The following is a 25,652-nucleotide window of genomic DNA, read 5'->3' on the forward strand; positions in this document are numbered from 1 at the left end:
CATCGCCGGTCTCCTTGTCTCCCGCGCTTCCAGCGCGTCGATAACTGGGAGCTTAACGCATCCCGCTGGAGACCGGCCTTCTCATCCCATCTGTTTGCGTCAACCGAAGGTCACGCCTGGGAAAGGTCGTCGGACACTAGCCGACCTAAGAGTAGCAATCCTGTTCAGTGAGTGCATTGCCGATCTATTACGCGTCGGTGTAACGGTTCAGAGACCAGGGAATGGAAATCCGGCTCGCGACAATATCAATTGACATTCAACCGAAATCCACTACCATATGGTTGTGGATAGGTTAGGTACGACATTTGCAGCTTTGTCTGATCCGACGCGGCGGGCGATGATCGAACGGCTCTCGCGTGGGCCTGCCTCTGTGCATGGATTGACGGAACCGTTTGCGCTCTCGCAGCAGATGATTTCAAAACATATTGCGTACCTGGTGCGGGCGCGGATTGTGATCAAGACGAAGCGTGGACGGGAGAGTGTGTGCACGCTCAGGCCAGAGGCGATTAAGACGGTCAGCGACTGGGCGTTTAGCTATCGCCGGTTCTGGGAAGAGAGTTTCGACAAGCTGGAAGAGGTTGTGAGGCAAATGAAAAAAGAGGAGGTCAGAGATGACAAATAACACGGTTAACGAGACAGAGCGGATGACGATAACACGGGTTTTCGATGCCCCACGCGAGTTGGTTTGGAAGGCGTGGACAGACCCGAAGTACATCATGCAGTGGTGGGGGCCGAAGGGTTTTACTGCGCCTGTTTGCAAGATGGATTTTCGCGTGGGAGGAAAACTTCTCTGCTGCATGAAGGCGCCGGATGGGCAGGAGGGCTGGAATGCGGTTGAATACCACGAGATTGTTCCGTACGAGAAGATTGTTTCCTTGATGTACTTTTCTGACCCGGAGGGAAACAAGATTGACCCTGCGCAATTGGGAATCGAAGATGAGGCCATCGAGGGTGCTTACGACGTGACTCTTTTTGAGGACTTAGGAAACGGCCAGACGAAGCTTACTTTCATTGGAAATGAACCGACGGAGAGCGCCAAGAACAGCGGGCAACTCGATGGCTGGAACGAGATACTCGAAAAAGTTGCCGCAGTTGTTGCGGAGCTGGCGCAGGCGAAATAAGAAACTGAAGCTTTGATTCGCGAAACTCAATCGTGGAGGAAGAAATGAAAAGAACACCGTTTCTCGTTATCGTCCTGCTGGCATTCGCATTTTCCGCCCATGCCCAGGATGCGATGAAGAAAGATGCAACCGTCAAACCTGCCGATCCGGAATCGAAAGTCGTGCTCGATTCCTGGAATGAGATTGGCCGCAAGCTGACGGCGCTGGCCGAAGATTTTCCTGAGGACAAATATGACTTCAAGCCGACACCCGCGCAGCGGAGCTTCGCCGAGCAATTACTGCACGCGGCGGGTTCATGCTACTACTTCACGAATCCTGCGATGGGGCAGAAGCCTCCCGCGGCAGAAGATCCGAAGCGCGAGCAATACAAATCCAAGGCCGACATCGTTGCATTCGTCAAGAAATCCTTCGCCGATGGCGCAACCGCCATCCAGTCGAAAGGCGAAAAAGGCCTGATGACGGAGGTTGTCTATTACCCTCAGCAGAAAGCGCGCGTTATCGACATTGCATACGGCATCATCGAGCATAGCGGAGAACACTACGGCCAGCTCGTTGTGTACTACCGCCTCGCAGGTCTTGTGCCGCCGGAGTCGCGGCCCAAGAAGTAAAGCTCAAGTTCGATCCTTCGATCTTCCACAGGGTGTCAATGAGTGCATTATCGCCAATGCGCTCATCGAGAATGATTAGTAACGGGGAGTCGGCAACTATGCGGTCTTCAAGGGGCCGGCGGCCTTGTAGTGACTGAGGATGACGCCGGTGGGTGTTGTTTGCGTTTTGACGAGTTCGAAGGAGCGTGCCGGGGTTCCCTCCGCAAAGAAGCGCTTTCCTGTGCCCAGCAGGACTGGATAGACGACGAACAGGATTTCATCCGCAAGCCCATGTTCGAGCAGCGTCGATGTCAGCGTGGAGCTGCCCCAGAGGACAAGGTTCGGGCCGTCCTGCGACTTGATGCGGCGAATGCCCTCGATGGTGTCCGGTCCAACGGCCTCGAATGGGCCCCATTCAAGACTCTCCGGACGGTGGGTCACGACATATTTTTTTGCCGCATTGAGGCCGTCCGCCATTGGACTGCTCGGCGCCTTTGGCCAGAAGCCCGACCAGGCATCGTAGGTGCGACGGCCAATCAGCAGATTGAAGTTCCCACCATGCGCCGCGAAGAGTGCGTCCCTGCCGGCAGGGGTTCGATAGGGCGCGGTCCAGTCACCGTATGGGAAACCGCCGCCATCGCCGGTGGTCTGGAGCACGCCGTCCAGCGAGATATGTTCCATGATTTTGAGCTTTCTCATTTGAGTCTCCGTGGTTTGGGTTGGAGTTTCTATTCTTTTGGCATTGTGAGGAACTCGCGCACCTCGACCGATGCGCGGCAGGCGACGACGGCTTTGCGTCCCCACGCCACGGCCTCATCCATGTCGGCTGCGTCGAGTATCCAAAAACCGCCAATGTGTTCCTTGGTCTCAAGGTATGGTCCATCGGTGATGGCGACCTTTCCGCCGGGCTGCTTGCGCAGTGATTTCGCGTGGGACGCCGATTGCAGGCCGCCGGCGAAGAACCTGGCACCGGCAGCCTCCATCTCTTCGTTGAGCACATCGATATTGCGGACCATCTCTTCGCCCTCTTGGGACCCGTCGTAGCCGTCGGGGTGGTGAATAGCAACCAGATATTGCGGCATGTCTTCTCCTGTCATAGTCCTTCAGGCGGGGTTCTCTGCCCGGCCTTCACTATAACGACGAACGGCGAGGCCGGAATTCGACAAGGTGGCGGGAAATTTTTATTTGTGAGATTTTTATGCGTTGGCGGGCCAGTTGTGTTGAGTCCGTCCGTTTGCTAGTTTGACATGCATGCCGCCGACTGCGCCCGAAGATGTGAGCAGGTTCATAGAGACTCTTTACCGATCTGAATCAGGCAGGATTCTGGCTACACTGGTGGGTCTTCTTGGCGATCTTGATCTCGCCGAAGAGGTGATGCACGAGGCCTTTGCCACCGCCTTGGACAGGTGGCCTCACGACGGCATACCGGACAAGCCGCGCCCCTGGTTGATTTCAGCCGCGCGCTTCAAGGCCATTGACGGGATTCGCCGACGAGCGCGCTTTGATGGAGTAGAGAGAGATCTTGCGCTGCACCTTGAAGCGCATAGGGACGAAACGCGCATCCACGAATCGTGGCAGGAAGAGGAGATCGAGGACGATCGACTACGTCTCATCTTCACGTGTTGCCATCCCGCACTGCCACCGGAGGGACAGATTGCGCTTACTCTGCGTGAAGTCTGCGGCCTGACGACAGAGGAGATTGCCAGGGCATTTCTGGTTACGCCGGCGACGCTGGCGCAACGCATCGTTCGTGCGAAAGCCATCATTCGCGATAAGGCGATTCCTTACCAGGTGCCCGTGTCGCAGGAGTTATCGGCAAGGTTAGGCGCTGTGCTTTTGGTTGTGTACCTGGTCTTCAACGCGGGTTATTCTGCGGTGGCAACAGGAGCTGAACTGAGCTGCGAGGCGATCCGTCTGGGTAGACTGCTGCTCGAGCTTCTTCCGGAACCCGAGATGATGGGCCTGCTGGGGCTGATGCTGCTGCAGGAGTCGCGCCGCGTTGCGCGAAGCTCAGCGGAGGGAGAGCTGATTCTGCTGGAGCAGCAGGATCGCTTGTTGTGGAACAGGGATCAGATCGCGGAGGGCGTGTCGCTCACGGGGCGCGCACTTGCATCACGCCGCTTTGGTGCCTACAGCCTGCAGGCGGCCATCGCGGCGGTTCACGCCGAGGCTTCGTCGACGGCGTCGACGGACTGGCGCCAGATCACGCTGCTCTACGACCGGCTGATTCGTATTCAGCCGTCTCCGGTGGTGGAACTCAACCGCGCAGTTGCCGTCGCCATGTGCGAAGGTCCAGAGGAGGGTCTACGTCTCATCGATGACTTGCTGGCGGGCGAGGAACTCGCCAATTATCACCTTGCGCACTCGGCCCGCGCGGATTTGTGTCGCAGGCTGGGACGGCTTTCGGAGGCGCGTGCTTCGTATGAGAAGGCGCTGGCGCTGGCGGGGCAGGAGCCGGAGCGGCGCTTCCTCGCGGGGCGGCTGCGGGAGTTGAAATAGAAGCTGGCTCTGCTGTCGATTTTCCCAGGCTCGACGACTATAAGGTGGCCGACTCAGGGCGCAAGGTTGCGTTGCCGACCGACAAGAGGAGAGGTTCAATGAAATACATCTGTCTGGGATACTACGATCCAGCAAAACACGCGAACATGACCGAGGACGAGCGAAACGCAATGTTCGACGAAGGTTTCGAGTACGACGACTATCTGCGCGCCAACGGGTACGCTGGTGCTGGAATAGCTCTTCAGCCTAGTGAAACTGTGTTGACCTTGTCCTGGAAGAACGGGAAAGTCGCGACGACGGACGGTCCCTATGCGGAGACCAAGGAACAGCTCGGCGGCTTTGGTGTGCTTGAGGCGTGGGACATGAATCATGCGATTCAGCTCGTTTCGCAGCATCCGAGCCTGAAGTATGGAGCGTTGTTCGAGATACGTCCAGCCGGCGATTTGAATGAAATGATTAAGAGGAGCGAGCAGCGACGACTAAAGGGCGCCGCGCGGTGAGGACGGGAACCGGATAATGGGTGGCTTGTTTCGCACCCCTCGATTTTTAAATGCCATCGCCGCGGCGACTTCGGCTCTTATCTCGCGTTGTAAACGATGAAGGGCCTGATCTTTTTGACAGGCCCTTCCTTTTCGTTGCACGAACACGTCTCCGAATTTATTTTGCAGCTTTCGGTGGGAAATTCTTGAACATCAGATCACTCATGATGATTCATAATCTATCTACCGTTTGGAGAGAACTATGCTGACTGAACTTTTACCGCGAAGTGTTGCCGAGGCAGAAGGACCTGCGTTCTGGTTCCTCAACAATCTGTGCATCGTCAAAGCGACAACGGAGTCAACCGGCGGAGCCTTCTCGATGGTGTACCAGATTGCGGCACCGGGGCATGCCACTCCCTACCATCTTCATCATGTCGAAGATGAAGCTTTTTATGTGCTGGACGGGGAGTACACGTTTATCTGCGATGGGGTGAAGACTGTTGTTGGACCGGGGGGCTATATGTTTCTGCCACGGGGAATTCCTCACGGAATTCGTGCGAGTGGTTCTGTTCCCGCGACTATCCTGATCCTGGCGACGCCCGGAACCGGGTTCGTCGGAATGATGGAAGAGATGGCAGAGCCTGCACCGGAGAGGGTCTTGCCAAAACCGAGGCAGCCGGATTTGGAGAAGCTCACGCGCCTTTGTGCCAAGTATCAGATAGATATTCTTGGGCCGTTACCGGAGTAGCAACTGCTTCGGTCTCGTTCAAGTCTTTGCGATTTCAGTAGATTGTGAAGGCTCCCTGCCACGCTGTCACAGAATGACAGCGTGGGCGTTTCGTTTCGGGGTGTCAGGAGGTGGCAGCTGATTCTGGGTGCAGCCTTGACTGGGTACCTACCGGTGGGTATGGTGATCTGCAGAATTTGCGGGTGTAGTTTGCGTCCCTGGGGGAGTGAACTTGATTCGGGTTCTTGCGTAGTTCTGCAAGATGGCGCTTCGTGAAGATGTTGCTGGCTGGGTTCGGCCCGGTGTAGCGACGACCGGTGCGGTGACTTCTGTTCGAGCAATGAAGTTCAACCAACGAAAAGGAGAAGACAATGACGCTTGAAAATGGGAAAAGCGGGCCCTCGAATTTTGTGTGGTATGAGTTGATGACTCCGGATACGAAGGCGGCTGAGGCGTTCTATCGCGGGGTAGTGGGATGGGGGGCGGACGTGCAGCCGGGTATGACCTCGGGAGCGTCTTACACCATCCTGAAGGCTGGGGAGGCGCCGGTTGCGGGCATTTTGACGAAGCCTAAGGAGGCCTTTTCCGGTGGGGCAAAGCCGGGATGGATGGGCTACATCGGCGTGGATGATGTGGAGGCGTACGCGAAGCGGGTGCAGGCGGCGGGTGGGAAGGTGCACAAGCCGGTGAGTGAGATTCCGGAGGTTGGACAATTTTGTGTGGTGGCTGATCCACAGGGGACAGTGTTTGTACTGTTTCAGGCGAAGGCGGGAGCTGAGAGGCCGCAGCAGCCGCCAGCGGGGACACCGGGTTACACGAGCTGGCATGAGCTGCATGCGGTGGATGGGAAGTCGGCGTTCGAGTTTTATTCGGGGATCTTCGGCTGGAAGAAGGCCGAAGTGATGGATATGGGGCCGTCGGGGGTCTACCAGATGTTTGCGGCGGACGGGCCTACGATAGGCGGGATGATGACGGCGATGGATCAGGCGAATCGTCCGGGTTGGATTTATTACTTCAACGTGGAGAGCGCGGATGCGGCGGCGGGGAGAGTGAAGGAGAAGGGCGGCAAGGTGCTGATGGGGCCGCATGAGGTTCCGGGGGGAAGTTGGATTGTTCAGGGGATCGATCCGCAGGGAGCTTTGTTTGCGGTGGTTGGGCCGAAGTAGGTTCTGTCCTGGAAGAGAAGGAAGACGACGTTAGATTCTCCGTTGTGAAATGACAGAGAGAAAGATAAAGGCAACAGCAAAGGCGAAATGCGGGGGTTTCTCCGCTGCGCTGCTCACGATGAAACCGTGAGCAGCTTCGGTCGAAATGACGTTTTTTGTTGGGTTAGAAGAGACAAAGACGACAGATTGCTGCGCTGCGGTATGACGACAAGAACGGCAATAGCAAGACAAGGACAACAGCAGATCCCCTTCGGGGATGACAACAAGAAAGGCAACGGCAAAGACGACAACAAAGCAAAGGCTGCGGCAAAGGCGAAGACGACAACGAAGCAAAGGCAAAGACGGCGGTAGAGATAAAGACGACGGCGGAGATAGAGGAGAGCGGAATGCAGACAGTGATGGTGTTCAACAATGTGTCGGTGGATGGCTACATTGCGGATGATAAGGGCGACATGAGCTTTGCTCGTAATGAGGACGCAGAGTGGAATGAGTTTACGCGGGGGAATGCCAAAGGCGGTGGGATGCTTTTGTTTGGAAGGAAGACGTATGACCTGATGGTGAGCTTCTGGCCGACGCCCGTCGCAGCTGCGATGATGCCTGAGGTAGCGGAGAAGATGAATAGCGCGAAGAAGGTGGTGTTTTCGAAGACGATGGAGAAGGCGGAGTGGAAGAATACGACGCTGGTGAAGAGCGATCCGGTGGAAGCGGTGCGGAAGATGAAGTCGGAGGCCGGGGAGGGGATTGTGATCTTCGGGAGTGGGACGATCGTTGCGCAACTGGCGGGTGCGGGGCTGATTGATGAGTATCTGATCGCGGTGATTCCTGTGGCGTTGGGTGGCGGCAGGACGATGTTTGAAGGGCTGGAGGAGAAGCAGCGGCTGAAGCTGACGAAGCATCGTGTGTTTGGGAATGGCAATGTGTTGCTGCACTATGAGCCGGTCCGGTGACTGCGGATTTTGCCTAGACGGTTGTGGCGGGTTTGCCCTTGAAGAGATGAATGTGATTCGATCCTCCGTTGGAAGGGCGAAGTTGCTCCGTTGTGCGGTGATGTTTGAGCTAGTGGTGACGTCAAAGACTCGTGCTCGCGTATTCTGATGGGATATGCGGGTGCGAGTTCTTTATTTTGGTGTGCTGAAGGATGCGTTTGGCCGGGGCGTTGAGGAGATGGAGCTGGCGGAAGGAGCTTCGGTGGCGGATTTGATTGCTGCTTGTCGTGGGCGGTATGCGGGGGTGAGGGAGATTTGGGACTCGATGGCTGTGGCGGTAAATCAGGAGTATGCGCGGGCGGAGATGGTGTTGCGGGAGGGAGATGAAGTGGCTTTGTTGCCCCCGGTGAGTGGGGGATTTGATTGGTAGTAGAACAAAGGGGCGGTACAGCAGATCCCCTTCGGGGATGACAACAAGAAATGCAAGGGCGAGTCGATGCGGGTTGAGATTACGGATGAGGTGATTGCGGCAGAGGAGATCGTCGCGGAGATCAAGGCCGGCGAAGATGGTGCGGTGTGTGTGTTCGACGGGATCGTGCGGAATAATACCCGGGGAAGGAAGACGCTTTATCTCGACTACGAGGCTTACCGGGAGATGGCGCTGGAGAAGATGCGGGGGCTTGCGGACGAGGCGGTGGAGCGGTTCGGCGTGAGGGAGGTGGCGCTAGTGCATCGGCTGGGCCGGCTGGTTGTGGGGGAGACGAGCGTGCTGATTGTGGTGGCTTCGGCGCATCGTGGCGCGGCGTTTGAGGCTTGCCGATGGCTGATCGATACGTTGAAGAAGACGGTGCCGATCTGGAAGAAAGAACAGTTTGTGGATGGGGCGATCTGGGCGGATGGAGAGCCGTTTCCTGATGAGATTGCGGTTGCTGGGCCGGAGAGACAGGGATGAAGTGGTCGGGGCTCGTGTTAGGTGCGGGGCTGCTGTTTATGCGAGGGGATCTGCTTTCGCAGGCTCCCGTGGTGCGGGAACCTCCTCCTGTGGATGGAGCGCAGGCTCCGAAGGATCCGGACGATGTGCAGACGCCGCCGGTGGTTGTGACGCAGACGGGCGGCGGTAAGACGAATGGCTCGCAGGGTGGTTCTCCTGCGGGTGGATTTCCGACGATCAAGGTGGAGACGCGGTTGGTGAATGTGGCGTTAAACGTGGTCGATGCGAAGGGTTCGCCGGTGGGTGGGCTAGGACGGGATGATTTCCAGATTCTGGAGGATGGGAAGCCGCAGAAGATTGCGGTGTTTGAGAAGGAGGCTACGACGCCGCTGTCTGTGGTGCTGGCGATCGACGCGAGCGAGACTGTGTTGAGCAGTGAGCGGTTGGAGAAGGAGGCGGCGAAGCACTTTGTACGGGCGCTGCTGCGGGAGCAGGATGAGTTGGATCTGATGGAGTTCGCGGATGTGGTGCGCGAGATTGTGCCGTTTACGAATCAACCGAAAAGGATCGAGGCCGGGCTGAATCAGATTCAGCATGGCGATGCTACGGCGTTGTATGACGCGATCTACCTGGCATCGGACAGGCTGGCGGGGACCTCGCCTGCGAATGGGCGAAGGCGGGTGATTGTGCTGATCACCGATGGCGGAGATACGGTGAAGGGGTCGCGGTATACGCAGGCGCTGGAGCAGGCGCAGAGGGCAGGCGCGATGGTGTACTCGATCATCATTGTGCCGATCTATGCGGATGCGGGGAGGAATGAAGGTGGGGAGCATGCGCTGATTCAGATGGCTGAGGATACGGGTGGGAAGTACTACTACGTCGTGGACCCGAAGGATCTGGAGCCGGCGTTTGCGCATGTGTCGGATGATTTGAGGACGCAGTATTTGCTGGGGTATTACGCGCCGAGGCGTGGGACGGATAATTCTTTTCGACAGATTAAGGTGCGGATGACGGATGCGGATTTGAAGGGCAAGTACGATTTGCGCTACAGGTCGGGGTACTATGCGGACGCGCGGTGAGGATTATGCATCGGCGTAGTTGGGGTCGACTACGTTGTGGATGAGGGTGATGTTGTTGGCGGGAAAGCCGCCTTCGAAGGCGTGGCGGCGGATGACTTCTTCATCGGGCGCAATGTAGATGCAGAAGATCTTGTCGTCGGTGACGAAGGAGGTGAGCCACTGTACTTCGAGGTCGATGCCTCGGAGGGTGCGGCAGGAGCTTTCGGAGATGGCGACAAGTTGTTCGCGTGTGAAGTGACCGGCTCCGGGGATGTCGCGTTCGATCAGAAATTTCGGCATGACTGACCTCAATTGAGATGGAGTTCGAGCGAGCTCGGCGCGGCACAGGATACTCTGGAGGACAACGATAGCACTGGATACGGCTGCGGTCGATGGAGGATTACTGTGAAGAAGTTTGAGTTTGCTCATATTGCCGAGGGGATTGCGCGGCAGGCGGGGGCGTTGCTGCGTGGGTTTTATGCGAAGGGTGTGGCGACCGAGTACAAGGGCGATGTGGATCTGGTGACGGAGGCTGACCGGGCGAGCGAGCAGTTGATTGTGGAGAAGCTGAAGGCGGCGTTTCCTGCGCATGGAGTTTATGGCGAGGAGGGGACGCGGAGTGGGTTGGAGAGCGAGTATCGATGGTATGTCGATCCGCTGGATGGAACGACGAACTTTGCGCATGGGTTCCCGGCGTTTTGCGTGGTGCTGGGGCTGGAGAGGCGTGAGGCTGGGTTGGCTGCGGATGCAGATGGCGAGATGGTTGCCGGGGTGATCTACGATCCGCTGCGGGATGAGATGTTTTCAACGGAGCGGGGTAAGGGCGCGTGGCTGAATGGACGGAAGATCTCGGTGTCGAAGACGGCTTCGCTACAGGAGTCGCTGACGGCTACTGGTTTCCCGAGTAAGAAGCGACACGAAAGCCCGAATATCCATTTCTACAACGAGATCACGTTGCGGTCGCATGGAGTGCGGCGTGCGGGTAGTGCGGCTTTGGATATGGCTTACGTGGCGGCGGGGCGGCTAGATGGATTTTGGGAGTTCAATCTGAATCCCTGGGATACTTCGGCGGGATATCTGCTGGTGGAGGAGGCTGGCGGGACCGTGACTCACTTCGATGGAGGGAAGTTCACGATGGATAGCCGCGAGACGCTGGTTACGAATGGATTGATCAAGAAGGAGATGGTGCATCTGTTTACGGAGATGTTTGCGGGGCGGGAGTTGACGGCGATCCCTTCGGCGGCAGAGTTTGCAGCGAGGCGAACGGTGGCGAAGTAGATGGGATTGATGGACGCTCCCGAGTATGAATCTCGACCATCCATTCTCTTCAGGTTGCGTCGGTTTTGGCTCAGGAGAGAGCTGTGGCAACAACTGCTCATCGTTGTGAGTATGGCTAGTTGCGCTCAGCTGTTTGGTTATGGATGTGGTAGAGCGGTCGACTGCAAGCCCGGCCAGCAGGATGGCCAATGTGGATTGGGCACCTCTATGGGGTTGCTTGTCGGCTTTTTTGCTGCCTGTGGAGTCCTCGTTTTTGGAATTACCGGGACTGTATTGAATAAGTTTTCGGTTAAACAGGAAGAGGCAGGAAAAAGACCATTTGAGGTCTGGAGAATCCTTGGTGTTGGCCTCGGCTTGATCTTGTTGTATGAAGGTTTGCCTGAGATTATTCGATATCGGGCATATTTGGCAGCTGGGAATGCAAGTGCTGTCATTTTCAGCGCGATTGAGGTTGTGGGAGGATGCTGGCTTATCTTGCGTGTGTTTTTCAAGCGCAAAGCATCATGATTCACCCTGCAAGAAATCTAATTCATAGCATAGGGAGCGAAGTAGCGTGCGGAAGAGGCGGACGGCTCGGGTGATGTTGTTTGAAGAGGCCGGAGATGTTTTGCTGATTCGCTTTGTGGTGCCACGGGAGGATGGGGAGTTTGTCTTCTGGGCTTTGCCGGGAGGTGAGATTGAGGCGGGCGAGACGGAGATTGAGGCTGCGGCGCGTGAGGTGAGAGAGGAACTGGGACTTGAGCTGGCGGTGACGGGGCCGGTTTACTGCGACAGGAATCAGTTTCTTCATCGCGGGGAGATGCAGGACAATACTGATTTTCTTTTTCGGGCGAAGTGTCGGCGCGAGGAGCCTCAACTGATGGGAGTTACAGCCGATGAGAGGGAGATCATGCGCGAGATTCGGTGGTGGAGCGAAAAGGAAATTGCTTCGTCCCAGGAGAGGATCTTTCCGGAGAATCTTGCGGAGCGGATGCGGGAGCAGAGTGGTCGAAGTGAGCGAAACAGGGGCTAAAGCGGTCGTAGTTGCATTGAAGAGCGAGTTGCGGATGAGAGTAGATGTGCTGCTAAAATCGTTGGTACGAGCATGTTTTTGCGCGGCGACTTTAGACGTGAATAAGGGAGACTTTTGAGATGGCTTATGTGATTGCGGAACCGTGCATCGGGACGAAGGATTCGGCTTGCGTGGATGCCTGCCCGGTGGATTGTATCCATCCGAAGAAGGATGAAACGGGGTTCGGCGAGTCGGAGCAGCTGTTTATCGATCCGGTGGAGTGCATCGATTGCGGCGCGTGCGTGCCGGTGTGCCCTGTGTCGGCGATTTATGCGGGGGACGACCTGCCGGAGAAGTGGGCGGAGTATCAGACCAAGAATGCGGCTCACTACGGGCGGTAAATTTCGGTTGGTGATTTGAAAAGAGACGCGTGGCCTATGGGCTGCGCGTCTCTTTTTGTATGACGGTCTGGTTCAGTTGAAGATGAGGTCAAGTGCTCATCTTGTGATGGTGTCGATGACCAGGCCGTGAGAGCCGTTTCTGGCGTAGTCCTTGCCGGTGACCGTAACGTGCTCGCCTGCGTAGGGTAGGAGCTTGGCGTTCTGCGATGCTGAGGGTGTCGCGCTGTCGATGGGCAGATAGATGGTTCCGTCATCCTGCAGGATGACAAGAGGAGATCCGTTTTTGGCGCAGCCTTTTGCACACCCTGCGCTGATGGGTTTGCTAAGGCCCTTGGTGTAGGCACATGCCGAGTCGATGACCCAGCCGGTGACTTTGATGTTTGACCCTGGTTCTTCTGCCATTGCGATTAAGGAAACCGTCATTGCGGCTGCAATAAAGAGTCGTTGTGTTTTGTTCACGCTATTCCTCCAGAGTGTTGCGGGCGGCAGAGGGTTTGCTCGCCGAACGCAATCCTACACCTGGCATGTCTGGAAGAGAGCTATTTCGCGCTTATTTGGAAACCTCAATCGTTCGATTGAATCAATTAGAGGTGCCAGGTTCTTGTCTGGAGATGTGGATTGGTTCCTCTAGAAAGGTTTTATGTCGAAGGTTTGGTTGATTACGGGAAGTTCTCGTGGGCTCGGACGGGCGTTTGCGGAAGCGGCGATTGAAGCGGGCGATCGCGTGGTGGCGGGGGCGAGGAATCCGGCGCAGCTTGCTGATCTGGTGGAGAAGTATGGGGAGCGGGTTCGTGCGGTGTCTCTGGATGTGACGAGCGAGGCACAGGCGAAGAGCGCTGTGGATGCGGCGATCGAGAGTTTTGGTGGGTTGGACGTGCTCGTGAATAACGCGGGCTATGGGAATGTTTCGCCTGTGGAAGATACGACGCTTGCGGAGTTTCGTGCGCAGATCGAGACGAATCTATTTGGCGTGATCATTATGACGAAGGCGGTGGTTCCTTATTTTCGTGAGCGCAGAGCGGGCCATATTGTTCAGGTGACTTCTATCGCAGGGCGGCTGGGTCCGGTGGGCCGTGCTCCCTATGCTGCTGCGAAGTTTGGGGTTGAGGGTTTTTCGGAGTCGCTGGCGAAAGAGATCGGGCCGCTTGGAGTGAAGGTGACCATTGTTGAGCCTGGTGGTTTTCGGACGGACTTTGCGGGCTCGTCTACGGAGCTTCGCGAAGGGCGGGCGGAGTACGACTCGACGGTGGGGGCGACGGCGCGGTTTCAGCGGAACTACAACGGGAAGCAGCCGGGCGATCCGTCGAAGGCGGCTGCGGCTGTTTTGAAGCTCGTGTCGATGGCGGACCCTCCGCTGCGGTTGTTGCTTGGGAGCGATTGCTATGCGGCGGCGGAAAAGACTGCTCTGGCGACGATGGAGTCCGATAGGAAATGGAAGGATCTTAGCGTCTCGACGGACTTCTCGTTAGCAGTGGAATAGTCTGGTAGGGATGATTGAGCGGCAGGGAGAGGCGATCGTGTTGCGGGTGTGGCCGTTCCAGGAGGCGGACCTGCTGGTGAGCCTTTTTACTCGGGAGCAGGGTCGGGTGAAGGGAGTGGCTCGGCATGCGATGCGGTCGCGGCGGCGGTTTGGCGGGGCGCTGGAGCCGATGACTTATGTGAGAGCGACATATGCGGAGAGGCCGAAGCAGGAGTTGATGCGGCTGGATGCGTTTGAGATTTTGAGTTCTCCGCTTTCGCGGCCGATTGATTATGCGCGGACGGCGGCACTGCAGTTTGTGGCAGAGGTAGTGGAGGAGGCGCTGCCGGAACAGGCTCCTGAGGATGCGGTGTTTCGGCTGGTGCTGGCGGTGCTCGACCAGATACAGGTGGGCAAGGTGTGGTTGCCAGTGACGTATTTTTCGCTGTGGATGAGTCGGTTGATGGGGTGGATGCCAGAGCTGGGACATTGCGTCGTGTGTGGGTTGGATCTGCGGGGTGGGACAGTTTGGTATTCGGCTACGAGCGATGGAGTGACTTGCGCGGATGACCGGCGGGGTGGGAGTGTGGCGCTGTCAGCGGCTTCGGCGGGGGAGGCGGTGAGGATCTTTCGCGGGACGGTGGGGGAGTTGGCGAAGGAGGATTGGCCGAAGGACCGGGTGGCCGATCTGCGGAGGTTTGCGGTGGAGACGCTGGAGCGGCATCTGGAGCGGCGGCTGGTGAGTGCGCGGGCGTTGGGGCGGGCCTAGGGGTTGGGTTTGCGTGTGGAGTGGATGTCCGCATCTTAGATTCGAGTGTGGAAACCCGATTGATGAGGTGGGTTGGTCAACCTTTTGGTGGATGTTCGGAGGTGCTGGCGGTGAGCTAGACTGGCTCCCTCATGGGCTCAACCGGATTTGCAGCATCGACTTCCTCTCGACGGTCGCTGGAGGTTTCTCTGGCGGCTCTGATTGCTGTGGGGGTGATTCTTGTTTTTTGGAGTCAACAGCGGTATCCCGCGTTACTGAAGAAGCTGCATGCGGGAACGGCGATTAAGGTCGCGGGGCCGATCTCGTTTGATGCATTGCTGAAGGTGACGCCTGCGATGCCCGCGCCGACGAGAGTGATGCGAACCAGCGTGAACTGGCTGTATACGAATCGATTTGGGATGTATTTTGCCGTGCCGTTTGGTGCGGCGATGATGACGCTGCTGGCGGGTGTCGGAACGCCGAGGCGATTCTCTTCGGCTGCGGGGAATGTGCTTTGCGGGGCGGTGGCCGGCGCGCCGATGGGGGTGTGTGCGAACTGCGCCACTCCTGTGGCTCAGAGCCTGTTGGTGGGTGGAGCGAGCACGCGGCTGACGGTGGCTGCGATGATCAGTTCGCCGAGCTTCAATCCTGTAGTCGTGGCGATGACCTTTGTTCTTTTTCCCCTGCCGCTAGCCGCGATGAGAGTGGTGGCTCCGGCGTTGTTACTGGCTGCTCTGCCGTGGCTGGTGCGCGAGAATGAGCTGGTGGTGAGGAGCTTTGGAGTTTCGACGGGTGAGGGGCTGGGAGCGCGTCTGCTTGCGTTTTGCAGAACTTATGTGCGGAATTTATTGCGATTGACGGTGCTGACGTTGCCGTGGATGTTGCTGGCAGCAGTGGTGGGAGCGATGGCGGCTGAGATGATTCCTGCTTATGGAACGCGTATGCCGGTTTCTGTGATAGGAGTGGTCCTCGTGGCGCTACTGGGGACGCTGCTGCCGGTGCCTATGGCGCTCGATGTGGCATTGGCTTACGTGCTTTACCACGCGGGTGTGCCGACTCCGTATGTTGCAGTGTTGCTATGTACACTGGGGCCGGTGAGTGTTTATTCGCTAAGTGCTTTGGGGAAGCAGCTGGACTGGCGGACGAGTCTACGGCTGGGTGGGGCGGTTGCGCTGCTCGGGTGCGTGGTCGGATTCGTCGTGATGCGGTTTCCGATTCTCTAATCGGTGTTCGAGGTTAGCTGCGGGAACGGTTCGCGGAGGGTGCGAATGCCCACATCTCAAATCGAGATACGGGGCGCCAGGTTTCCGAATGCGGCGGATTGAGTCTTGCCTGAAGCGCACGAGCTGGTTCAGCATCTAAGGGCTTATTAGCTCCGGCACCTTTGAGATAGAAGAGGCGAGGGATATTGAAGCAGTCAGTGCATACTCTTGAAATTTCGACGCGTGGCCGGAGACTCTATGAGGTCACGTCAGCCGTCAGCGAATGGGTCAGGCAACAGAGAATGCAAACTGGTCTTCTGACGATTTTTTGCCGACATACTTCAGCCTCACTCTTGATCCAGGAGAATGCCGATCCGAGTGTGCGCAGCGACATCGAAGCCTATTTCGACCGTATCGCACCTGAAGGTGGGCCGTATCGGCATAACTCCGAAGGGTCCGATGACATGCCCGCGCATTTGAAGACAGCATTGACTCAGGTGCAATTATCGATACCGGTGATTGAGGGTGGACTCGCGCTCGGGACCTGGCAAGGTGTCTACCTTTTTGAGCATCGAGTCCGCCCTCATCGGCGGGAGATTGTGTTGCACCTGATTGGAGAATAGGTGCTGCGGCCTTAGTGAGGAGCAGCCATGGCGTCGTTGAACTGCTTGAAGAATGCCGTGTATTTTTCCGGGCCGTTTTGCTCGGAGAAACGGAGGGGCTTGACGCGTTCGACGAGGACTTCGGAGACGTCGGGTTGGGTTTTTAGGATGTTGATGGTTTCGTTGAGATAGTCGACGAGTGGCATGGCGCGGGGATCTGAGGCCTGCTGGCTGCCCATGAGTTCGGTCTGGACGTACGGTGGGACGATTTCGATGACTTTTATGTTGGTGGACTGAAGCTGATAGCGGAGGGATTGCGTGTAGGAGTGAATGGCGGCCTTGGTGGCGTTGTAGGTTGGGGTCATCGCCAGGGGAATAAAGGCAAGGCCGGAGGTGACGGTGAGGATGGTGGCGCGCGGCAGCTTTTGGAAGTGAGGGAGCAGAGCCGCGGTGAGGCGAATGGGGCCGAGGAGATTGGTGGTGATGATGGCCTCGGCGTCGGTGAGTTCTTCGGGTTGGTCAAGGAGATTCTCGGGACGCATGATGCCGGCATTGTGGATGACTGCGTTGAGGTCGGGGAAGTCGGTGACGAGTTTTGCGGTGAAGGCGCGGATGCTGGCGGCGTTTTCGATGTCGAGTACGGCGGAGGACATGCCGGGGTTTGCGGCGACGGTTTCGTCGAGGACCTGTTTGCGCCGTCCGGCGACGATGACGTGGTTGCCGAGTTTGTGGAAGGCCTCTGCGAGGCCGCGGCCGATTCCGGAGCCGCCGCCTGTGATGAGGATGGTGTTGCCGGTGGTGTTCATGGTGATGGTTTTCTCCTGAATTGATAGTAGGATGGTTTGTATCTATTGGGAAGTAGGCACCCAAAATATCTATACTTACCAAAAGGAGAGTGAAGAGATTTATGGGAAAAACGATTGTTGCGGCGCAGAGTCAAGGCAAAAAGAACGTTGAGAAAAAGCGCGCGGTGAAGGGAGGGCCGAAGTATCCGGCGGAGAACGATCCGAAGGTCGAGGCCCTGGTGCGGGAGATTATTGCGCGCGTGGCCGACAAGTGGACGATGTTGGTGCTGGAGGTTTTGGAGGAGCATGGCGTGGTGCGGTTTACGCGGCTGGGGGAGTTGGTGGGGGGTGTGAGCCAGAAGATGTTGACCAAGACGGTGAGGCAGATGGAGAGAGATGGGCTGGTGACGAGGACGGTGCACCCGGTGATTCCGCCGCGGGTGGAGTATCAGTTGACGGAGCTTGGGTCGAGTCTTGGTGAGGCGTTTTGTGGGGTGTGGATTTGGGCGGAGACGCATGGTCAGGAGATTGAACGGGCGCGGGTTGCGTTTGAGAAGAATGAGGTCTGGCAGCGGGATTCTTTGTAGAGAATGTTCGGGCTAGCTCTGGCATACTTCTGGGATGGCGAAGGAGAGCTGGTTCGCGTTCGGGCGGGGAACGGTGACGGGGTTTTGTGCCTGGGCCTTCTTGTTATGGATTGCAGGGAGCTTTGCTGCGAGGGCTCAGGATACGGATATTTTAACGTTGCATGTTTATACGAACACGATCCAGATTCCTGTGCTGGTGCTTGGGGAGGATCAAAGGAGGATTGCGCCGATCGCGCCGGATAGGTTCAAGGTGACCTTCGATGGTGGGCCTCCGTTTCGTGCCTCGCATGTTCGTCTAGAGGGAGACGATCCGATTTCGCTCGCGATTCTGCTGGATATGAGCGGGTCGGAGCTGGAGCTATCAACGAAGCTTGAGAACGCGATTGCTGAGCTTGCGCCGCTGTCTCTGCGTGCCAAGGATCATGTTTCCATCTATGGGCTGGATTGCGAGTTCACGCAGTATGCGAGTGACATGCCAGCAGATGAGGAGCGCTTGAAGAAGTCGATTCATGAGGCGCTGCAGGCTGCGAGTGACCGACGACATGTAAAACACGGTTCGAAGTGCGAGTCGCAGGTGCACCTGTGGGATGCTCTGGCCTTCGTGACGAATCAACTGTCCGGGCTTTCTGGGCGGCGGGTGATTCTTGCGGTGAGTGATGGGCAGGATAAAGGAAGCAAACATAAATGGAATGAGGTAAGGGCGTTCGCGCAGAATAGTGCAGTTGCGGTCTTTGGCATGAGATATGTGCCTTGGCTTTCGGATGACTCTCCAGCTATGGGCAACACCATGGAGGATCCCTTTCGTTCGATCTGTGAGCTGAGTGGTGGCCTGGTGTTTTCGACGAATAGGACCGATGTGGCGAAGAGGCTACAAGGTTTTGTGGCAATGGTTCGCGGGCGCTACATCGTCGAGTTTCCCCGGCCGCGCAACTCGACGAAGGGGCAGCACCAGTTCGTGGTGACCATCGATAAAAGTAAGGCATTTATTCGCTCGACGGGGATTTCCGTGCCTCTACCGGACGCGAAGGCGCTGGCCGATCCTACGACTGTGACTCCTTCGGATGGAAATCCGGCGCCCGAGGAAGGAACCCGGCACATACTCGAAACTCCTCGGTGAAGTGGGCCGTCAGGGGTGGGTATGTCACCGGAGACGAAGGCGTTGCTTTGGGAGGTGCCTCCGTTGAGCGGTTAGAATCGAAGGATTGCGGATATCGAAGAGAGATATATGACTGGATCGGTTTCTGAGGTTGCTAAGAAGAAGCGCGCGCTGACGTTTCAGGAGCTTTTGTTTACGCTGCAGAGATTTTGGGCGGATCGGGGTTGCGTGCTGCAGCAACCGTACGATGTGGAGGTTGGGGCGGGGACGATGTCTCCGGATACATTTTTGCGGGTGCTGGGGCCGAAGCCGGTGCGGATTGCTTATGCGCAGCCGTCGCGCAGGCCGGCGGATGGGCGGTATGGGGAGAATCCGAATCGGTTGTTTCGGCATACGCAGCTGCAGGTGATTTTGAAGCCGCCGCCGGTGCGGATTCAGGAGATGTATCTCGAGTCGCTGGTGGCGATTGGGATCGACCTGAAGGAACACGATATCAAGTTTGAAGAGGATAACTGGGAGTGGCCTGTCGGTGGCGCGTGGGGCGTGGGCTGGCAGGTGATGCTGGATGGGCTGGAGATTACCCAGTTCACTTACTTCCAGCAGTGCGGCGGGATGGATCTCGATCCGATCTGCGGGGAGATTACGTATGGGCTGGAGCGGATCGCGGGCTTTTTGCAGGATGTGGATTCTATCTACGACATTGTGTGGGCAGTGGAGCCGGATACCGGGCGTAAGGTGACCTATGGCGAGATGCGGTTGGCTGAGGAGGAGCAGTTTTCGGCTTACAGTTTTGACTATGCGGATGTGGGGAAGCTTTGGGAGCATTTGAATTTGTATGAGGCTGAATGTTTGGGGCTGTTGTCGCAGGTGAAGGATTTTGGCGAGATGGACGAGCTGAAGTTGAAGCGCTTTCCGGTGCTGGGGGCGTATGAGCTGGCGTTGAAATGCTCGCATTTGTTTAATCTGCTGGATGCGCGTGGAGCGATCTCTGTGACGGAGCGGGTTGGTGTGATGGCGCGGATTCGCGCGCTTGTGGTTGGAGTGGCGAAGGCGTATGCGGCGCAGCGTGAAGCGTTGACGTCGTTGCAAACTCAGGAAGTGGGTTAGCGATGGGCGAGGTCGTACTGGAAATTTGTGTGAACGTGTGCGATGTCCTATCAGTCATTTGTATTGACTGGATTTGTTACGCAGGTAGGGATCGAAAGCTGTCCGCCGAATTGCGTGCGGCAGGAAGGGAAGTGGCGTAGCGCATGGCGGATTTTTTGTTTGAGATTGGGTTGGAAGAAGTTCCGGCGCGGATGATTGCAGGGGCGCAGTTGGAGTTGGAACAGCGTGTGGTCAAGATGCTGGAGCGCGAACGACTGGTGCGCTCGGGTGCGGCGACGAAGAGTTTCGCTACGCCGCGGCGGCTGGCGGTGCGGGTTGCCGGTGTTGCGGAGCGTCAAGAGGATATGGCTGAGGAGTTGGTGGGGCCTTCGGTGAAGGTGGCTTACAAGGACGGTGTGGCGACGCCGGCGGCGCTGGCGTTTGCGAAGAAGGCAGGCGTGGATGTTGCCGGGTTGAAGACGATTACCAATGCCAAGGGAGAGTATCTTGCGGCGACCTCGGTGAAGGCTGGGCGGGGTGCGGTGGAGGTGATTGCCGCAGAGATGGCGAAGGAGTTGGCGGGGATCTATTGGGCTAAGAATATGTACTGGCGCGCTGGGCGACCGGAGAGATTTGTGCGGCCCGTGCGTTGGATGGTGGCGATGCTGGGTGCTGAGACGGTGCCGGTGGAGTTCGGTGGATATGTAGCTGGTACGGTTACGTATGGGCATCGGGTGTTGTTTGGGGACCGGGAGATCGAGTTGAAGGATCCTGGTGATTATGAGGACGCGCTGCTTGGCGGCTTTGTGATTGCGGAGGTGGAGGCGCGTCGGCAGAAGATTCGGAAAGCTCTGGATAGGGTGACACGGGCTGGCGACCCCACGGGTTCGGGGCTTCTGTGGCGTGAGGATCATGAGCTTGTCGATAAACTGACTCAGTTGACGGAGTGGCCTTCGGTGCTGCTGGGTGGCTTTGAGAAAGAGTATCTGGCGCTGCCGGAGGAGGTTCTGGTGACGGTGATGCGGGATCACCAGAACTACTTTGCGGTGGAGGATAAGGATGGGAGGCTGGCTCCGCACTTTCTGGCGGTGCTGAATACCGAGGCCGATGACGCGGGGGTTGCGGTGATTCGGCATGGGAATGAGAGGGTGCTCAGGGCGCGGTTCAATGATGCCCGGTTCTTTTGGGAGTTCGACCAGAGGGTGCCGTTGATGGATCGTGTGGCGCTTTTGGAGAATGTGACGTTCCAGAAGGATCTGGGGAGCTACTTTGCGAAGACGGAGCGGGTGCGGGTGCTAGCTGCACGGTGGGCCGATGATGCAAAGCGGTTGGGTGACGCGGAGATTGATGCGAAGGTGCTTGATGAGGCCGTGACTTTGGCAAAGACCGACTTGACTACGGAGTTGGTGAAGGAGTTCACGGAGCTACAGGGTGAGGTTGGTGGACTTTATGCGCGGGCACAAGGTTTCTCGGTCGCTGTGGCCGATGCGATCTATGACCAATACAGACCGACATCGATGGAGGACAGAATCCCACATACCGCCGAGGGTCAGTTACTGGCGATTGCGGATAAGGCAGATACGATCTCGGGGATGTTTGAGTTGGGGCTAGTTCCTACCGGTTCAAAGGACCCGTTTGCGTTGCGACGGGCGGCCAATGGGATTGTGAAGATTCTGGCAGAGGGCAAAGTGCCGTTGGGTTTATGGTTGATTGCAAGATCATCTGCCGACTTCGAGGCCGTGGGAGAGACGATCGGCGCGTTCTTCGCGGAGCGGCTGGAGTTCTATCTGCGGGAGGCGCGTGGACAGTCGTATGACGTGGTGAAGGCAGTGCTGGCGACAGGCTCTGACGATGTGCGGGATGCTGTGGCGCGTGCGGAGGCGGTGACGGAGGTTCGCAGCAGCGAGGACTTTACTGCCGTGGCTTCGGCTTTCAAGCGGATGAAGAATATTTTGGCGCAGGCTAAGGAGAAGGGTATTGCTTCCGGAGCCACTGTCGACCGTGCGCTGCTGACGGAGCCGACTGAGAAGGCGCTGGCGGAGAAGTCGGCAGAACTGGCTGATCGGGTTTCCGCGCTGCGAGCACAGAAGAACTACTCTGCCGCGCTGGAACAGATCGCTACGCTGCGACCGCAGGTGGATGCGTTTTTCGAGGCGGTGATGGTGATGTCGCCCGATGAGGCAGTGCGGGCGAATCGGTTGGCGCTGCTCGAGAAGGTGCTGGGAGACTTCTCAGGGATCGCGGACTTTTCGGAGATTGTGGTCTCAGGCTAGGTGGTGATGAGCATGACGCCGAGCATGAAGAGGAAGACTGCGAAGAGCGAGCCCAAGGGAATGAGGACACCTTCGCAGAGGCCGCTCCAGCGATTGCCGTCGAGTTGACCGTCTTCGGCGCGGGAGTTTGATTGGAAGGTGGGTGGGATCTGTTGTGAGTCAATGTAGTTCATTTTATTTTCCTGTTTGAAATTCGTTGCTCCGGCAGAGCGGTTAAACAAAGCACTGCAAGGTTCGTTTCGCACAAAGGTACTGGATGCGAGATGCGATGAATGTAGTGAAGGTTGCCATTCTACGCGGGTTTTACGTTGTTTGTCATGATGCATGCGCAAACTGTTGACGGCAAGGGTAACCTGAAAAGGCAGTGCCTTGAATGACACTTCCGGGTGAGTGGTCAGACCTGCAGTTGTACCAGCTCTGTGGGTTGATAGTGCGGGAAGAAGTCGGTTCGTGACAGATCTTGTGGGGTTGGAAGCTCGCCGAATGCCATCGCGGTTTCGTCGCAGGCATGGCGACGGGCGCAGTGGAGGCAATCTTTGAGCACCTTGTCGCTGAAGGCCTGGCGATCGTAGGTGCTGAAGTGGAAGTGCTCGAAGAAGTTGGGGATGCGGGTGAAGAGGCAGACACACTTGATGCCACGTGCTTCGGCCTGACGCATGAGCTCGTGGACGAGCTGGCCCCCGGCTCCGCAACCTTTGATATCGGGACGGACGACGATGGAGCGGATCTCGGCGAGATGCGGGCCATAGACGTGGAGGGCGGCACAGCCGAGGAACTGATGGGTGTGAGTTTCGACGATGGTGAAGGTGCGGATGTTGGCGCAGATTTCGGCGTAGGAGCGGGGAAGAAGAGTGCCGTCGTGGGAGAAGCTGTCGATCAGCTGATGGATGGCGCTGGCGTCCTGCAACTGCGCCTTGCGCGTTCTGAGGAAGATGCTTTTGAGGTCACTGCGGAGGGTGGCGGAGCGGTGTTGCGGCGGGGTGAAATGAATCTGTGTTGTTGTTGACGCGATGGGGGATTGGGAGCTCGGAGGTTCTAATACAGGGGACAATGCCATAGGACACTGCGCTTTTCTCTTTGGTGAATCGTGGGCCGGGGCCGGTTGGTGAAGGTTACGGTTGGATTTCTGGCTGGAGGAGTCGCTTAGCTGCCGTAGTGGCGGCCTTCGCTTGAGGACTCCCAGGGAATGGGGGCGAAGGTGCGCTGGAAGAAAGTGTTGTCTACGATGTAGCGCTCGTGGTTTTCGCCTTCGATGATCCAGTCGCCGGGATAGGCTTTGCGCTGGCCGGAGTCGGTAAGGATGAGGGTGGGGTGGAGGCACTGGGTTGCATTTACGAGAAGGGGTCTGCGGGTACGGAAGGTGTTCATCAAACTCTCCTGTCGGCTTTTGCTCTCGTCGACTTGATATATTTCAGCACTGCTTTCGTAAAGATGGCATAAGAGATTTCGATGAAGTTCGTAAAGAACTTCGTCTTTGTTTTCTTCGTTTCCTAGTGCCGTCGGGGTCTTGAAATTGGGATTGAAGGTTTCGGGGGGCTGAAGCGGATTGCTTGTTCGACCGTCTCATTTGAGAGGCGGAGTGGCTTTTAGCCGGGTCAAATAAGAAGTGAATTTGTGACGATGGCTCTGCTGCCTAGTCGCCTATGCTGAAGGTGTGCCTCTTTTCCGGCGAGGGTTTGACCTGTGATTGTGAGTGATCCGAAGACGCAGAGAAGGCCGGAGCTGGACGCGCTGCGCGGGCTGTTCCTGGTGTGGATGACCTTCACCCATATGCCGACGCACTTCAGCGACCTTGTGAATCAGCCGGTTGGATTCGTGTCTTCGGCGGAGGGGTTTGTGTTTCTGTCGGCGATGCTGGTGGGCACGGTCTATCTGCGGGAGGCGATGGAGGACGTCTCCGGTGTGATTGTGAAGCTATGGCGACGGACGCTGAAGATCTACGGCTATCACCTGTTGATGCTGGCGTTCGCGTTTACCGTGGCTGCATTGTTTGCAGAGAAGACGCACCGGGCGGCGATCTATAACCTGATCAATTTTTATCTGGCGCACCCGAAGACCGCGATTATCGGAGGAGTGTTGCTGATTTATTGTCCTCCGCTGCTCGATATTTTGCCGATGTATGTGTTGTTTATGTTTCTGACTCCGATTGCGTTGGCGGTGGGCGTGCGCTATGGCTGGAGGTGGGTGCTGGGTGGTAGCGCGCTGCTTTGGGCTGCAGCACAGTTCGGATTGAGGGAGCTGGTGCATACGTGGATCATGCGGATCACGCACCTGCAGATTCCCCTGCAGGAGACTGGCGCTTTTAATCTGTTTGCGTGGCAAGGGGTTTGGATCGCGGGGCTATGGCTGGGGGCGAAGAGTGCTCAGGGCGAGATGCCGCTGAAGCGGGTTCCGGGATATGTAGTGGCTGTGTGCGGTGTGGTTTGCGTGTTCTTTCTTGCGGTGCGGCATCACTGGCTTGGGCCCGTACTGACGCAGGAGTCGCTGGGAATTGGATTGGACAAGTGGCAGATCGGACCGATGCGGGTGGTCAATCTGGCTGCGTTTCTAATTGTTGGGTATTGGATGCGCCGGTACCTGGTGAAGCTAATTTCGGTCGAACCGTTCTTGACACTAGGGAAGGCTTCACTGCAAGTGTTTTGCGCGCATGTGTTCTTTGTCTTCGTGGGGCTGACGCTGTTGTATGAGGACGTGCCTCAGCTGCATGGTGCTCGGGCTTATGGGATGCTGTCGCTTACGTTTGCGGGGCTGATGCTTGTGGCAATGCGGGAGGTGAGGTTGCGCAGGGAGGCGAAAGCCGCGGCTGCAGCAGCGAAGAATGCGTCGGCACAAGGGCAGGCGGCTGTGGTCGAGAGCGCTAGTTGACGCGTTGGAGACGGTCGATTAGCTTTTGGGCGAGGGGCTCTCCGGACTCGGTCCACAGGAGACGACTGCTGATGCCGCAGTTTTTTTCTACCGAGAGGGTGAAGGCTAATAGCATCTCCACATTTTGCTGTATGTGCTTGGTGGCGTCTTCATCGAGCTGCTCGTCTTCGAGGGTTTCGGCGAGCCAGGGAGTGTCGAGGCCGAAGTCGATGCGGATATGGCCGTTCTGGTCGAAGCTGGCGTCGTCGAACTGCGGGCCGAAGCCGAGGATGCGGACGGTGGTGGGCTGGAGTTTCCAGAGCGGATCGAGGGAGGCGGATTCGTACTCAGGATCGGTGTCGTAGTCGGGGTCGGATTCGGGATTGATGGTGGGGTAGCCGGAGGTGACTTCGGGGGACCAAAGCTTCCAGTGCATCTCGAACTCGTAGGCCATGTCGTCGTGGAGCTGCTCGGTGGCTTCGGCGACGGCGTTTTCGATGATGGAGCCGGAGGTATCCTGATTTTCTTCGGCGCGGTCGTCGTTGACGTAGATGCGCTGGTAGGTTGGGGCCTCGGTAAAGCTGATGGGGTAGACGCTGGCCGCAACTACGCGCTTTTCTCCGCTGATGAGCGCGAACTGGCGCATGACCGAGACCATCGTCGCAGGGAGGGTTTCGAAGCGGAAGTTGGGAAACCAGAGACTGAGGTAGAGCTGATCGGCCATGGGTCTAGTTTAGTCCTTTTAGTCGTGTGATGACTTGTCCTGCCGGACGGGCCCACTGCGCGTGGCGCGGTCACTTCGTGAC

General features: G+C 57.3%; 34 protein-coding genes. 25 read left to right on the forward strand and 9 right to left on the reverse strand.

Annotated elements, in window-relative coordinates:
• From HDF14_RS26165 to HDF14_RS22120, 4 genes are all read left to right on the forward strand, one after another.
• A partial coding sequence (locus HDF14_RS26165) for a hypothetical protein (RefSeq protein WP_221304826.1) occupies window positions 1-253 on the forward strand: 253 nt, incomplete at its 5' end.
• 84 nt (window positions 254-337) lie between these two features.
• Window positions 338-622, forward strand: a complete 285-nt coding sequence (locus tag HDF14_RS22110; protein WP_260698493.1) for an ArsR/SmtB family transcription factor — start codon at window positions 338-340, stop codon at window positions 620-622.
• Window positions 612-1,121, forward strand: coding sequence for an SRPBCC family protein (locus tag HDF14_RS22115; protein ID WP_183980944.1), 510 nt, complete (start codon window positions 612-614; stop codon window positions 1,119-1,121). Before HDF14_RS22110 ends, HDF14_RS22115 begins: the two co-directional genes overlap by 11 nt.
• A gap of 32 nt (window positions 1,122-1,153) precedes the next feature.
• Entirely contained in the window at window positions 1,154-1,729 is a 576-nt protein-coding gene (locus tag HDF14_RS22120; protein WP_313899662.1) for a DinB family protein, read from the forward strand.
• A 96-nt stretch (window positions 1,730-1,825) separates the two neighbouring features.
• Here the strand turns inward: HDF14_RS22120 and HDF14_RS22125 are convergent, their stop codons facing one another.
• Together HDF14_RS22125 and HDF14_RS22130 are read right to left on the reverse strand one after the other, a co-directional pair.
• Entirely contained in the window at window positions 1,826-2,407 is a 582-nt protein-coding gene (locus HDF14_RS22125; protein WP_183980945.1) for a dihydrofolate reductase family protein, read from the reverse strand.
• Between the two features lie 29 nt (window positions 2,408-2,436).
• Window positions 2,437-2,790, reverse strand: coding sequence for a YciI family protein (locus tag HDF14_RS22130; protein ID WP_183980946.1), 354 nt, complete (start codon window positions 2,788-2,790; stop codon window positions 2,437-2,439).
• Between the two features lie 193 nt (window positions 2,791-2,983).
• On the opposite strand from HDF14_RS22130, the gene HDF14_RS22135 reads away from it, so the two are divergent.
• The 8 genes from HDF14_RS22135 (at window position 2,984) to HDF14_RS22170 (ending at window position 9,515) form a co-directional block, all read left to right on the forward strand.
• Window positions 2,984-4,207: an RNA polymerase sigma factor gene (locus tag HDF14_RS22135; protein WP_313899663.1), complete on the forward strand. Its 1,224-nt coding sequence runs from the start codon at window positions 2,984-2,986 to the stop codon at window positions 4,205-4,207.
• Window positions 4,208-4,305: 98 nt separating this feature from the next.
• Window positions 4,306-4,707 carry a YciI family protein gene (locus HDF14_RS22140; RefSeq protein ID WP_183980948.1) on the forward strand — a complete coding sequence of 134 codons (402 nt, stop codon included), beginning with the start codon at window positions 4,306-4,308 and terminating at the stop codon, window positions 4,705-4,707.
• 241 nt (window positions 4,708-4,948) lie between these two features.
• The gene (locus HDF14_RS22145) at window positions 4,949-5,434 is read left to right on the forward strand and encodes a cupin domain-containing protein (protein ID WP_183980949.1); all 486 of its coding nucleotides are present in this window, start codon (window positions 4,949-4,951) and stop codon (window positions 5,432-5,434) included.
• Between the two features lie 350 nt (window positions 5,435-5,784).
• Window positions 5,785-6,579 carry a VOC family protein gene (locus tag HDF14_RS22150; protein WP_183980950.1) on the forward strand — a complete coding sequence of 265 codons (795 nt, stop codon included), beginning with the start codon at window positions 5,785-5,787 and terminating at the stop codon, window positions 6,577-6,579.
• A gap of 386 nt (window positions 6,580-6,965) precedes the next feature.
• The gene (locus HDF14_RS22155; RefSeq protein WP_183980951.1) at window positions 6,966-7,526 is read left to right on the forward strand and encodes a dihydrofolate reductase family protein; all 561 of its coding nucleotides are present in this window, start codon (window positions 6,966-6,968) and stop codon (window positions 7,524-7,526) included.
• A gap of 160 nt (window positions 7,527-7,686) precedes the next feature.
• The gene (locus HDF14_RS22160; protein ID WP_183980952.1) at window positions 7,687-7,935 is read left to right on the forward strand and encodes a MoaD/ThiS family protein; all 249 of its coding nucleotides are present in this window, start codon (window positions 7,687-7,689) and stop codon (window positions 7,933-7,935) included.
• Between the two features lie 66 nt (window positions 7,936-8,001).
• Window positions 8,002-8,457, forward strand: a complete 456-nt coding sequence (locus HDF14_RS22165) for a molybdenum cofactor biosynthesis protein MoaE (protein ID WP_183980953.1) — start codon at window positions 8,002-8,004, stop codon at window positions 8,455-8,457.
• Window positions 8,454-9,515: a VWA domain-containing protein gene (locus HDF14_RS22170; protein WP_183980954.1), complete on the forward strand. Its 1,062-nt coding sequence runs from the start codon at window positions 8,454-8,456 to the stop codon at window positions 9,513-9,515. The genes HDF14_RS22165 and HDF14_RS22170 overlap by 4 nt, the downstream gene beginning before the upstream one ends.
• Before the next feature lie 3 nt (window positions 9,516-9,518).
• Here the strand turns inward: HDF14_RS22170 and HDF14_RS22175 are convergent, their stop codons facing one another.
• Window positions 9,519-9,794 carry a DUF4242 domain-containing protein gene (locus HDF14_RS22175; protein ID WP_183980955.1) on the reverse strand — a complete coding sequence of 92 codons (276 nt, stop codon included), beginning with the start codon at window positions 9,792-9,794 and terminating at the stop codon, window positions 9,519-9,521.
• Between the two features lie 105 nt (window positions 9,795-9,899).
• Between HDF14_RS22175 and HDF14_RS22180 the strand changes: the two genes are divergently transcribed.
• From HDF14_RS22180 to HDF14_RS22195, 4 genes are all read left to right on the forward strand, one after another.
• A complete protein-coding gene (locus HDF14_RS22180) occupies window positions 9,900-10,772 on the forward strand; it encodes an inositol monophosphatase family protein (protein WP_183980956.1) in 873 nt (290 codons plus the stop codon).
• Entirely contained in the window at window positions 10,773-11,279 is a 507-nt protein-coding gene (locus HDF14_RS22185) for a hypothetical protein (protein WP_183980957.1), read from the forward strand.
• Window positions 11,280-11,325: 46 nt separating this feature from the next.
• Complete coding sequence (locus tag HDF14_RS22190) at window positions 11,326-11,784, forward strand: NUDIX domain-containing protein (RefSeq protein ID WP_183980958.1); 459 nt, start codon at window positions 11,326-11,328, stop codon at window positions 11,782-11,784.
• A 119-nt stretch (window positions 11,785-11,903) separates the two neighbouring features.
• The gene (locus tag HDF14_RS22195; RefSeq protein WP_183980959.1) at window positions 11,904-12,164 is read left to right on the forward strand and encodes a 4Fe-4S dicluster domain-containing protein; all 261 of its coding nucleotides are present in this window, start codon (window positions 11,904-11,906) and stop codon (window positions 12,162-12,164) included.
• Between the two features lie 96 nt (window positions 12,165-12,260).
• On the opposite strand, the gene HDF14_RS22200 is transcribed toward HDF14_RS22195, so the two are convergent.
• Window positions 12,261-12,623 carry a hypothetical protein gene (locus HDF14_RS22200; RefSeq protein ID WP_183980960.1) on the reverse strand — a complete coding sequence of 121 codons (363 nt, stop codon included), beginning with the start codon at window positions 12,621-12,623 and terminating at the stop codon, window positions 12,261-12,263.
• A gap of 181 nt (window positions 12,624-12,804) precedes the next feature.
• On the opposite strand from HDF14_RS22200, the gene HDF14_RS22205 reads away from it, so the two are divergent.
• The 4 genes from HDF14_RS22205 to HDF14_RS22220 all read left to right on the forward strand — a co-directional run bounded on the left by HDF14_RS22205 (window position 12,805) and on the right by HDF14_RS22220 (window position 16,196).
• Window positions 12,805-13,644, forward strand: a complete 840-nt coding sequence (locus HDF14_RS22205) for an oxidoreductase (protein WP_183980961.1) — start codon at window positions 12,805-12,807, stop codon at window positions 13,642-13,644.
• A 10-nt stretch (window positions 13,645-13,654) separates the two neighbouring features.
• Window positions 13,655-14,392 (forward strand): DNA repair protein RecO, encoded by a 738-nt coding sequence (recO, locus tag HDF14_RS22210; RefSeq protein WP_183980962.1) that lies wholly within the window; start codon window positions 13,655-13,657, stop codon window positions 14,390-14,392.
• 131 nt (window positions 14,393-14,523) lie between these two features.
• The gene (locus HDF14_RS22215; RefSeq protein ID WP_183980963.1) at window positions 14,524-15,594 is read left to right on the forward strand and encodes a hypothetical protein; all 1,071 of its coding nucleotides are present in this window, start codon (window positions 14,524-14,526) and stop codon (window positions 15,592-15,594) included.
• Between the two features lie 197 nt (window positions 15,595-15,791).
• On the forward strand, window positions 15,792-16,196 hold the full coding sequence (locus HDF14_RS22220) for a secondary thiamine-phosphate synthase enzyme YjbQ (RefSeq protein ID WP_313899664.1): 405 nt from the start codon (window positions 15,792-15,794) through the stop codon (window positions 16,194-16,196).
• Between the two features lie 11 nt (window positions 16,197-16,207).
• On the opposite strand, the gene HDF14_RS22225 is transcribed toward HDF14_RS22220, so the two are convergent.
• Window positions 16,208-16,981 (reverse strand): SDR family oxidoreductase, encoded by a 774-nt coding sequence (locus HDF14_RS22225; protein WP_183980965.1) that lies wholly within the window; start codon window positions 16,979-16,981, stop codon window positions 16,208-16,210.
• 101 nt (window positions 16,982-17,082) lie between these two features.
• On the opposite strand from HDF14_RS22225, the gene HDF14_RS22230 reads away from it, so the two are divergent.
• From HDF14_RS22230 to glyS, 4 genes are all read left to right on the forward strand, one after another.
• Entirely contained in the window at window positions 17,083-17,547 is a 465-nt protein-coding gene (locus HDF14_RS22230) for a winged helix-turn-helix transcriptional regulator (RefSeq protein ID WP_260698495.1), read from the forward strand.
• Between the two features lie 34 nt (window positions 17,548-17,581).
• Complete coding sequence (locus HDF14_RS22235) at window positions 17,582-18,664, forward strand: hypothetical protein (RefSeq protein WP_260698496.1); 1,083 nt, start codon at window positions 17,582-17,584, stop codon at window positions 18,662-18,664.
• 108 nt (window positions 18,665-18,772) lie between these two features.
• Window positions 18,773-19,750: a glycine--tRNA ligase subunit alpha gene (locus HDF14_RS22240; RefSeq protein WP_183980966.1), complete on the forward strand. Its 978-nt coding sequence runs from the start codon at window positions 18,773-18,775 to the stop codon at window positions 19,748-19,750.
• A gap of 143 nt (window positions 19,751-19,893) precedes the next feature.
• Window positions 19,894-22,002, forward strand: a complete 2,109-nt coding sequence (glyS, locus tag HDF14_RS22245; RefSeq protein ID WP_183980967.1) for a glycine--tRNA ligase subunit beta — start codon at window positions 19,894-19,896, stop codon at window positions 22,000-22,002.
• On the opposite strand, the gene HDF14_RS22250 is transcribed toward glyS, so the two are convergent.
• The 3 genes from HDF14_RS22250 to HDF14_RS22260 all read right to left on the reverse strand — a co-directional run bounded on the left by HDF14_RS22250 (window position 21,999) and on the right by HDF14_RS22260 (window position 23,370).
• Complete coding sequence (locus HDF14_RS22250) at window positions 21,999-22,175, reverse strand: hypothetical protein (RefSeq protein WP_183980968.1); 177 nt, start codon at window positions 22,173-22,175, stop codon at window positions 21,999-22,001. The two genes, glyS and HDF14_RS22250, sit on opposite strands and share 4 nt — an antisense overlap.
• Window positions 22,176-22,396: 221 nt before the next feature.
• Window positions 22,397-23,059, reverse strand: coding sequence for a GNAT family N-acetyltransferase (locus HDF14_RS22255; protein ID WP_183980969.1), 663 nt, complete (start codon window positions 23,057-23,059; stop codon window positions 22,397-22,399).
• Between the two features lie 86 nt (window positions 23,060-23,145).
• A complete protein-coding gene (locus HDF14_RS22260) occupies window positions 23,146-23,370 on the reverse strand; it encodes a hypothetical protein (protein WP_183980970.1) in 225 nt (74 codons plus the stop codon).
• 315 nt (window positions 23,371-23,685) lie between these two features.
• Here HDF14_RS22260 and opgC point away from each other — a divergent pair, with 315 nt between their 5' ends.
• Window positions 23,686-24,867 (forward strand): OpgC domain-containing protein, encoded by a 1,182-nt coding sequence (opgC, locus tag HDF14_RS22265; protein ID WP_183980971.1) that lies wholly within the window; start codon window positions 23,686-23,688, stop codon window positions 24,865-24,867.
• Here opgC and HDF14_RS22270 read toward each other — a convergent pair.
• On the reverse strand, window positions 24,860-25,570 hold the full coding sequence (locus HDF14_RS22270) for a hypothetical protein (protein WP_183980972.1): 711 nt from the start codon (window positions 25,568-25,570) through the stop codon (window positions 24,860-24,862). The genes opgC and HDF14_RS22270 overlap by 8 nt on opposite strands.
• Between the last annotated feature and the right edge of the window lie 82 nt (window positions 25,571-25,652).

It is taken from the genome of Tunturiibacter gelidiferens (genome assembly GCF_014201335.1).
GTDB classification, from domain to species: Bacteria; Acidobacteriota; Terriglobia; order Terriglobales; family Acidobacteriaceae; genus Edaphobacter; species Edaphobacter lichenicola_E.

What these genes read in the sequence shown, in the direction of transcription:
- HDF14_RS22110 (WP_260698493.1), top strand. Translation starts at nt 338, where the DNA reads ATGATCGAACGGCTCTCGCGTGGGCCTGCCTCTGTGCATGGATTGACG.
- HDF14_RS22115 (WP_183980944.1), top strand. Translation starts at nt 612, where the DNA reads ATGACAAATAACACGGTTAACGAGACAGAGCGGATGACGATAACACGG.
- HDF14_RS22125 (WP_183980945.1), bottom strand. Translation starts at nt 2,407, where the DNA reads ATGAGAAAGCTCAAAATCATGGAACATATCTCGCTGGACGGCGTGCTC.
- HDF14_RS22130 (WP_183980946.1), bottom strand. Translation starts at nt 2,790, where the DNA reads ATGCCGCAATATCTGGTTGCTATTCACCACCCCGACGGCTACGACGGG.
- HDF14_RS22140 (WP_183980948.1), top strand. Translation starts at nt 4,306, where the DNA reads ATGAAATACATCTGTCTGGGATACTACGATCCAGCAAAACACGCGAAC.
- HDF14_RS22145 (WP_183980949.1), top strand. Translation starts at nt 4,949, where the DNA reads ATGCTGACTGAACTTTTACCGCGAAGTGTTGCCGAGGCAGAAGGACCT.
- HDF14_RS22150 (WP_183980950.1), top strand. Translation starts at nt 5,785, where the DNA reads ATGACGCTTGAAAATGGGAAAAGCGGGCCCTCGAATTTTGTGTGGTAT.
- HDF14_RS22155 (WP_183980951.1), top strand. Translation starts at nt 6,966, where the DNA reads ATGCAGACAGTGATGGTGTTCAACAATGTGTCGGTGGATGGCTACATT.
- HDF14_RS22165 (WP_183980953.1), top strand. Translation starts at nt 8,002, where the DNA reads ATGCGGGTTGAGATTACGGATGAGGTGATTGCGGCAGAGGAGATCGTC.
- HDF14_RS22170 (WP_183980954.1), top strand. Translation starts at nt 8,454, where the DNA reads ATGAAGTGGTCGGGGCTCGTGTTAGGTGCGGGGCTGCTGTTTATGCGA.
- HDF14_RS22175 (WP_183980955.1), bottom strand. Translation starts at nt 9,794, where the DNA reads ATGCCGAAATTTCTGATCGAACGCGACATCCCCGGAGCCGGTCACTTC.
- HDF14_RS22185 (WP_183980957.1), top strand. Translation starts at nt 10,773, where the DNA reads ATGGGATTGATGGACGCTCCCGAGTATGAATCTCGACCATCCATTCTC.
- HDF14_RS22195 (WP_183980959.1), top strand. Translation starts at nt 11,904, where the DNA reads ATGGCTTATGTGATTGCGGAACCGTGCATCGGGACGAAGGATTCGGCT.
- HDF14_RS22205 (WP_183980961.1), top strand. Translation starts at nt 12,805, where the DNA reads ATGTCGAAGGTTTGGTTGATTACGGGAAGTTCTCGTGGGCTCGGACGG.
- recO (WP_183980962.1), top strand. Translation starts at nt 13,655, where the DNA reads ATGATTGAGCGGCAGGGAGAGGCGATCGTGTTGCGGGTGTGGCCGTTC.
- HDF14_RS22215 (WP_183980963.1), top strand. Translation starts at nt 14,524, where the DNA reads ATGGGCTCAACCGGATTTGCAGCATCGACTTCCTCTCGACGGTCGCTG.
- HDF14_RS22225 (WP_183980965.1), bottom strand. Translation starts at nt 16,981, where the DNA reads ATGAACACCACCGGCAACACCATCCTCATCACAGGCGGCGGCTCCGGA.
- HDF14_RS22230 (WP_260698495.1), top strand. Translation starts at nt 17,083, where the DNA reads ATGGGAAAAACGATTGTTGCGGCGCAGAGTCAAGGCAAAAAGAACGTT.
- HDF14_RS22235 (WP_260698496.1), top strand. Translation starts at nt 17,582, where the DNA reads ATGGCGAAGGAGAGCTGGTTCGCGTTCGGGCGGGGAACGGTGACGGGG.
- HDF14_RS22240 (WP_183980966.1), top strand. Translation starts at nt 18,773, where the DNA reads ATGACTGGATCGGTTTCTGAGGTTGCTAAGAAGAAGCGCGCGCTGACG.
- glyS (WP_183980967.1), top strand. Translation starts at nt 19,894, where the DNA reads ATGGCGGATTTTTTGTTTGAGATTGGGTTGGAAGAAGTTCCGGCGCGG.
- HDF14_RS22250 (WP_183980968.1), bottom strand. Translation starts at nt 22,175, where the DNA reads ATGAACTACATTGACTCACAACAGATCCCACCCACCTTCCAATCAAAC.
- HDF14_RS22255 (WP_183980969.1), bottom strand. Translation starts at nt 23,059, where the DNA reads ATGGCATTGTCCCCTGTATTAGAACCTCCGAGCTCCCAATCCCCCATC.
- HDF14_RS22260 (WP_183980970.1), bottom strand. Translation starts at nt 23,370, where the DNA reads ATGAACACCTTCCGTACCCGCAGACCCCTTCTCGTAAATGCAACCCAG.
- HDF14_RS22270 (WP_183980972.1), bottom strand. Translation starts at nt 25,570, where the DNA reads ATGGCCGATCAGCTCTACCTCAGTCTCTGGTTTCCCAACTTCCGCTTC.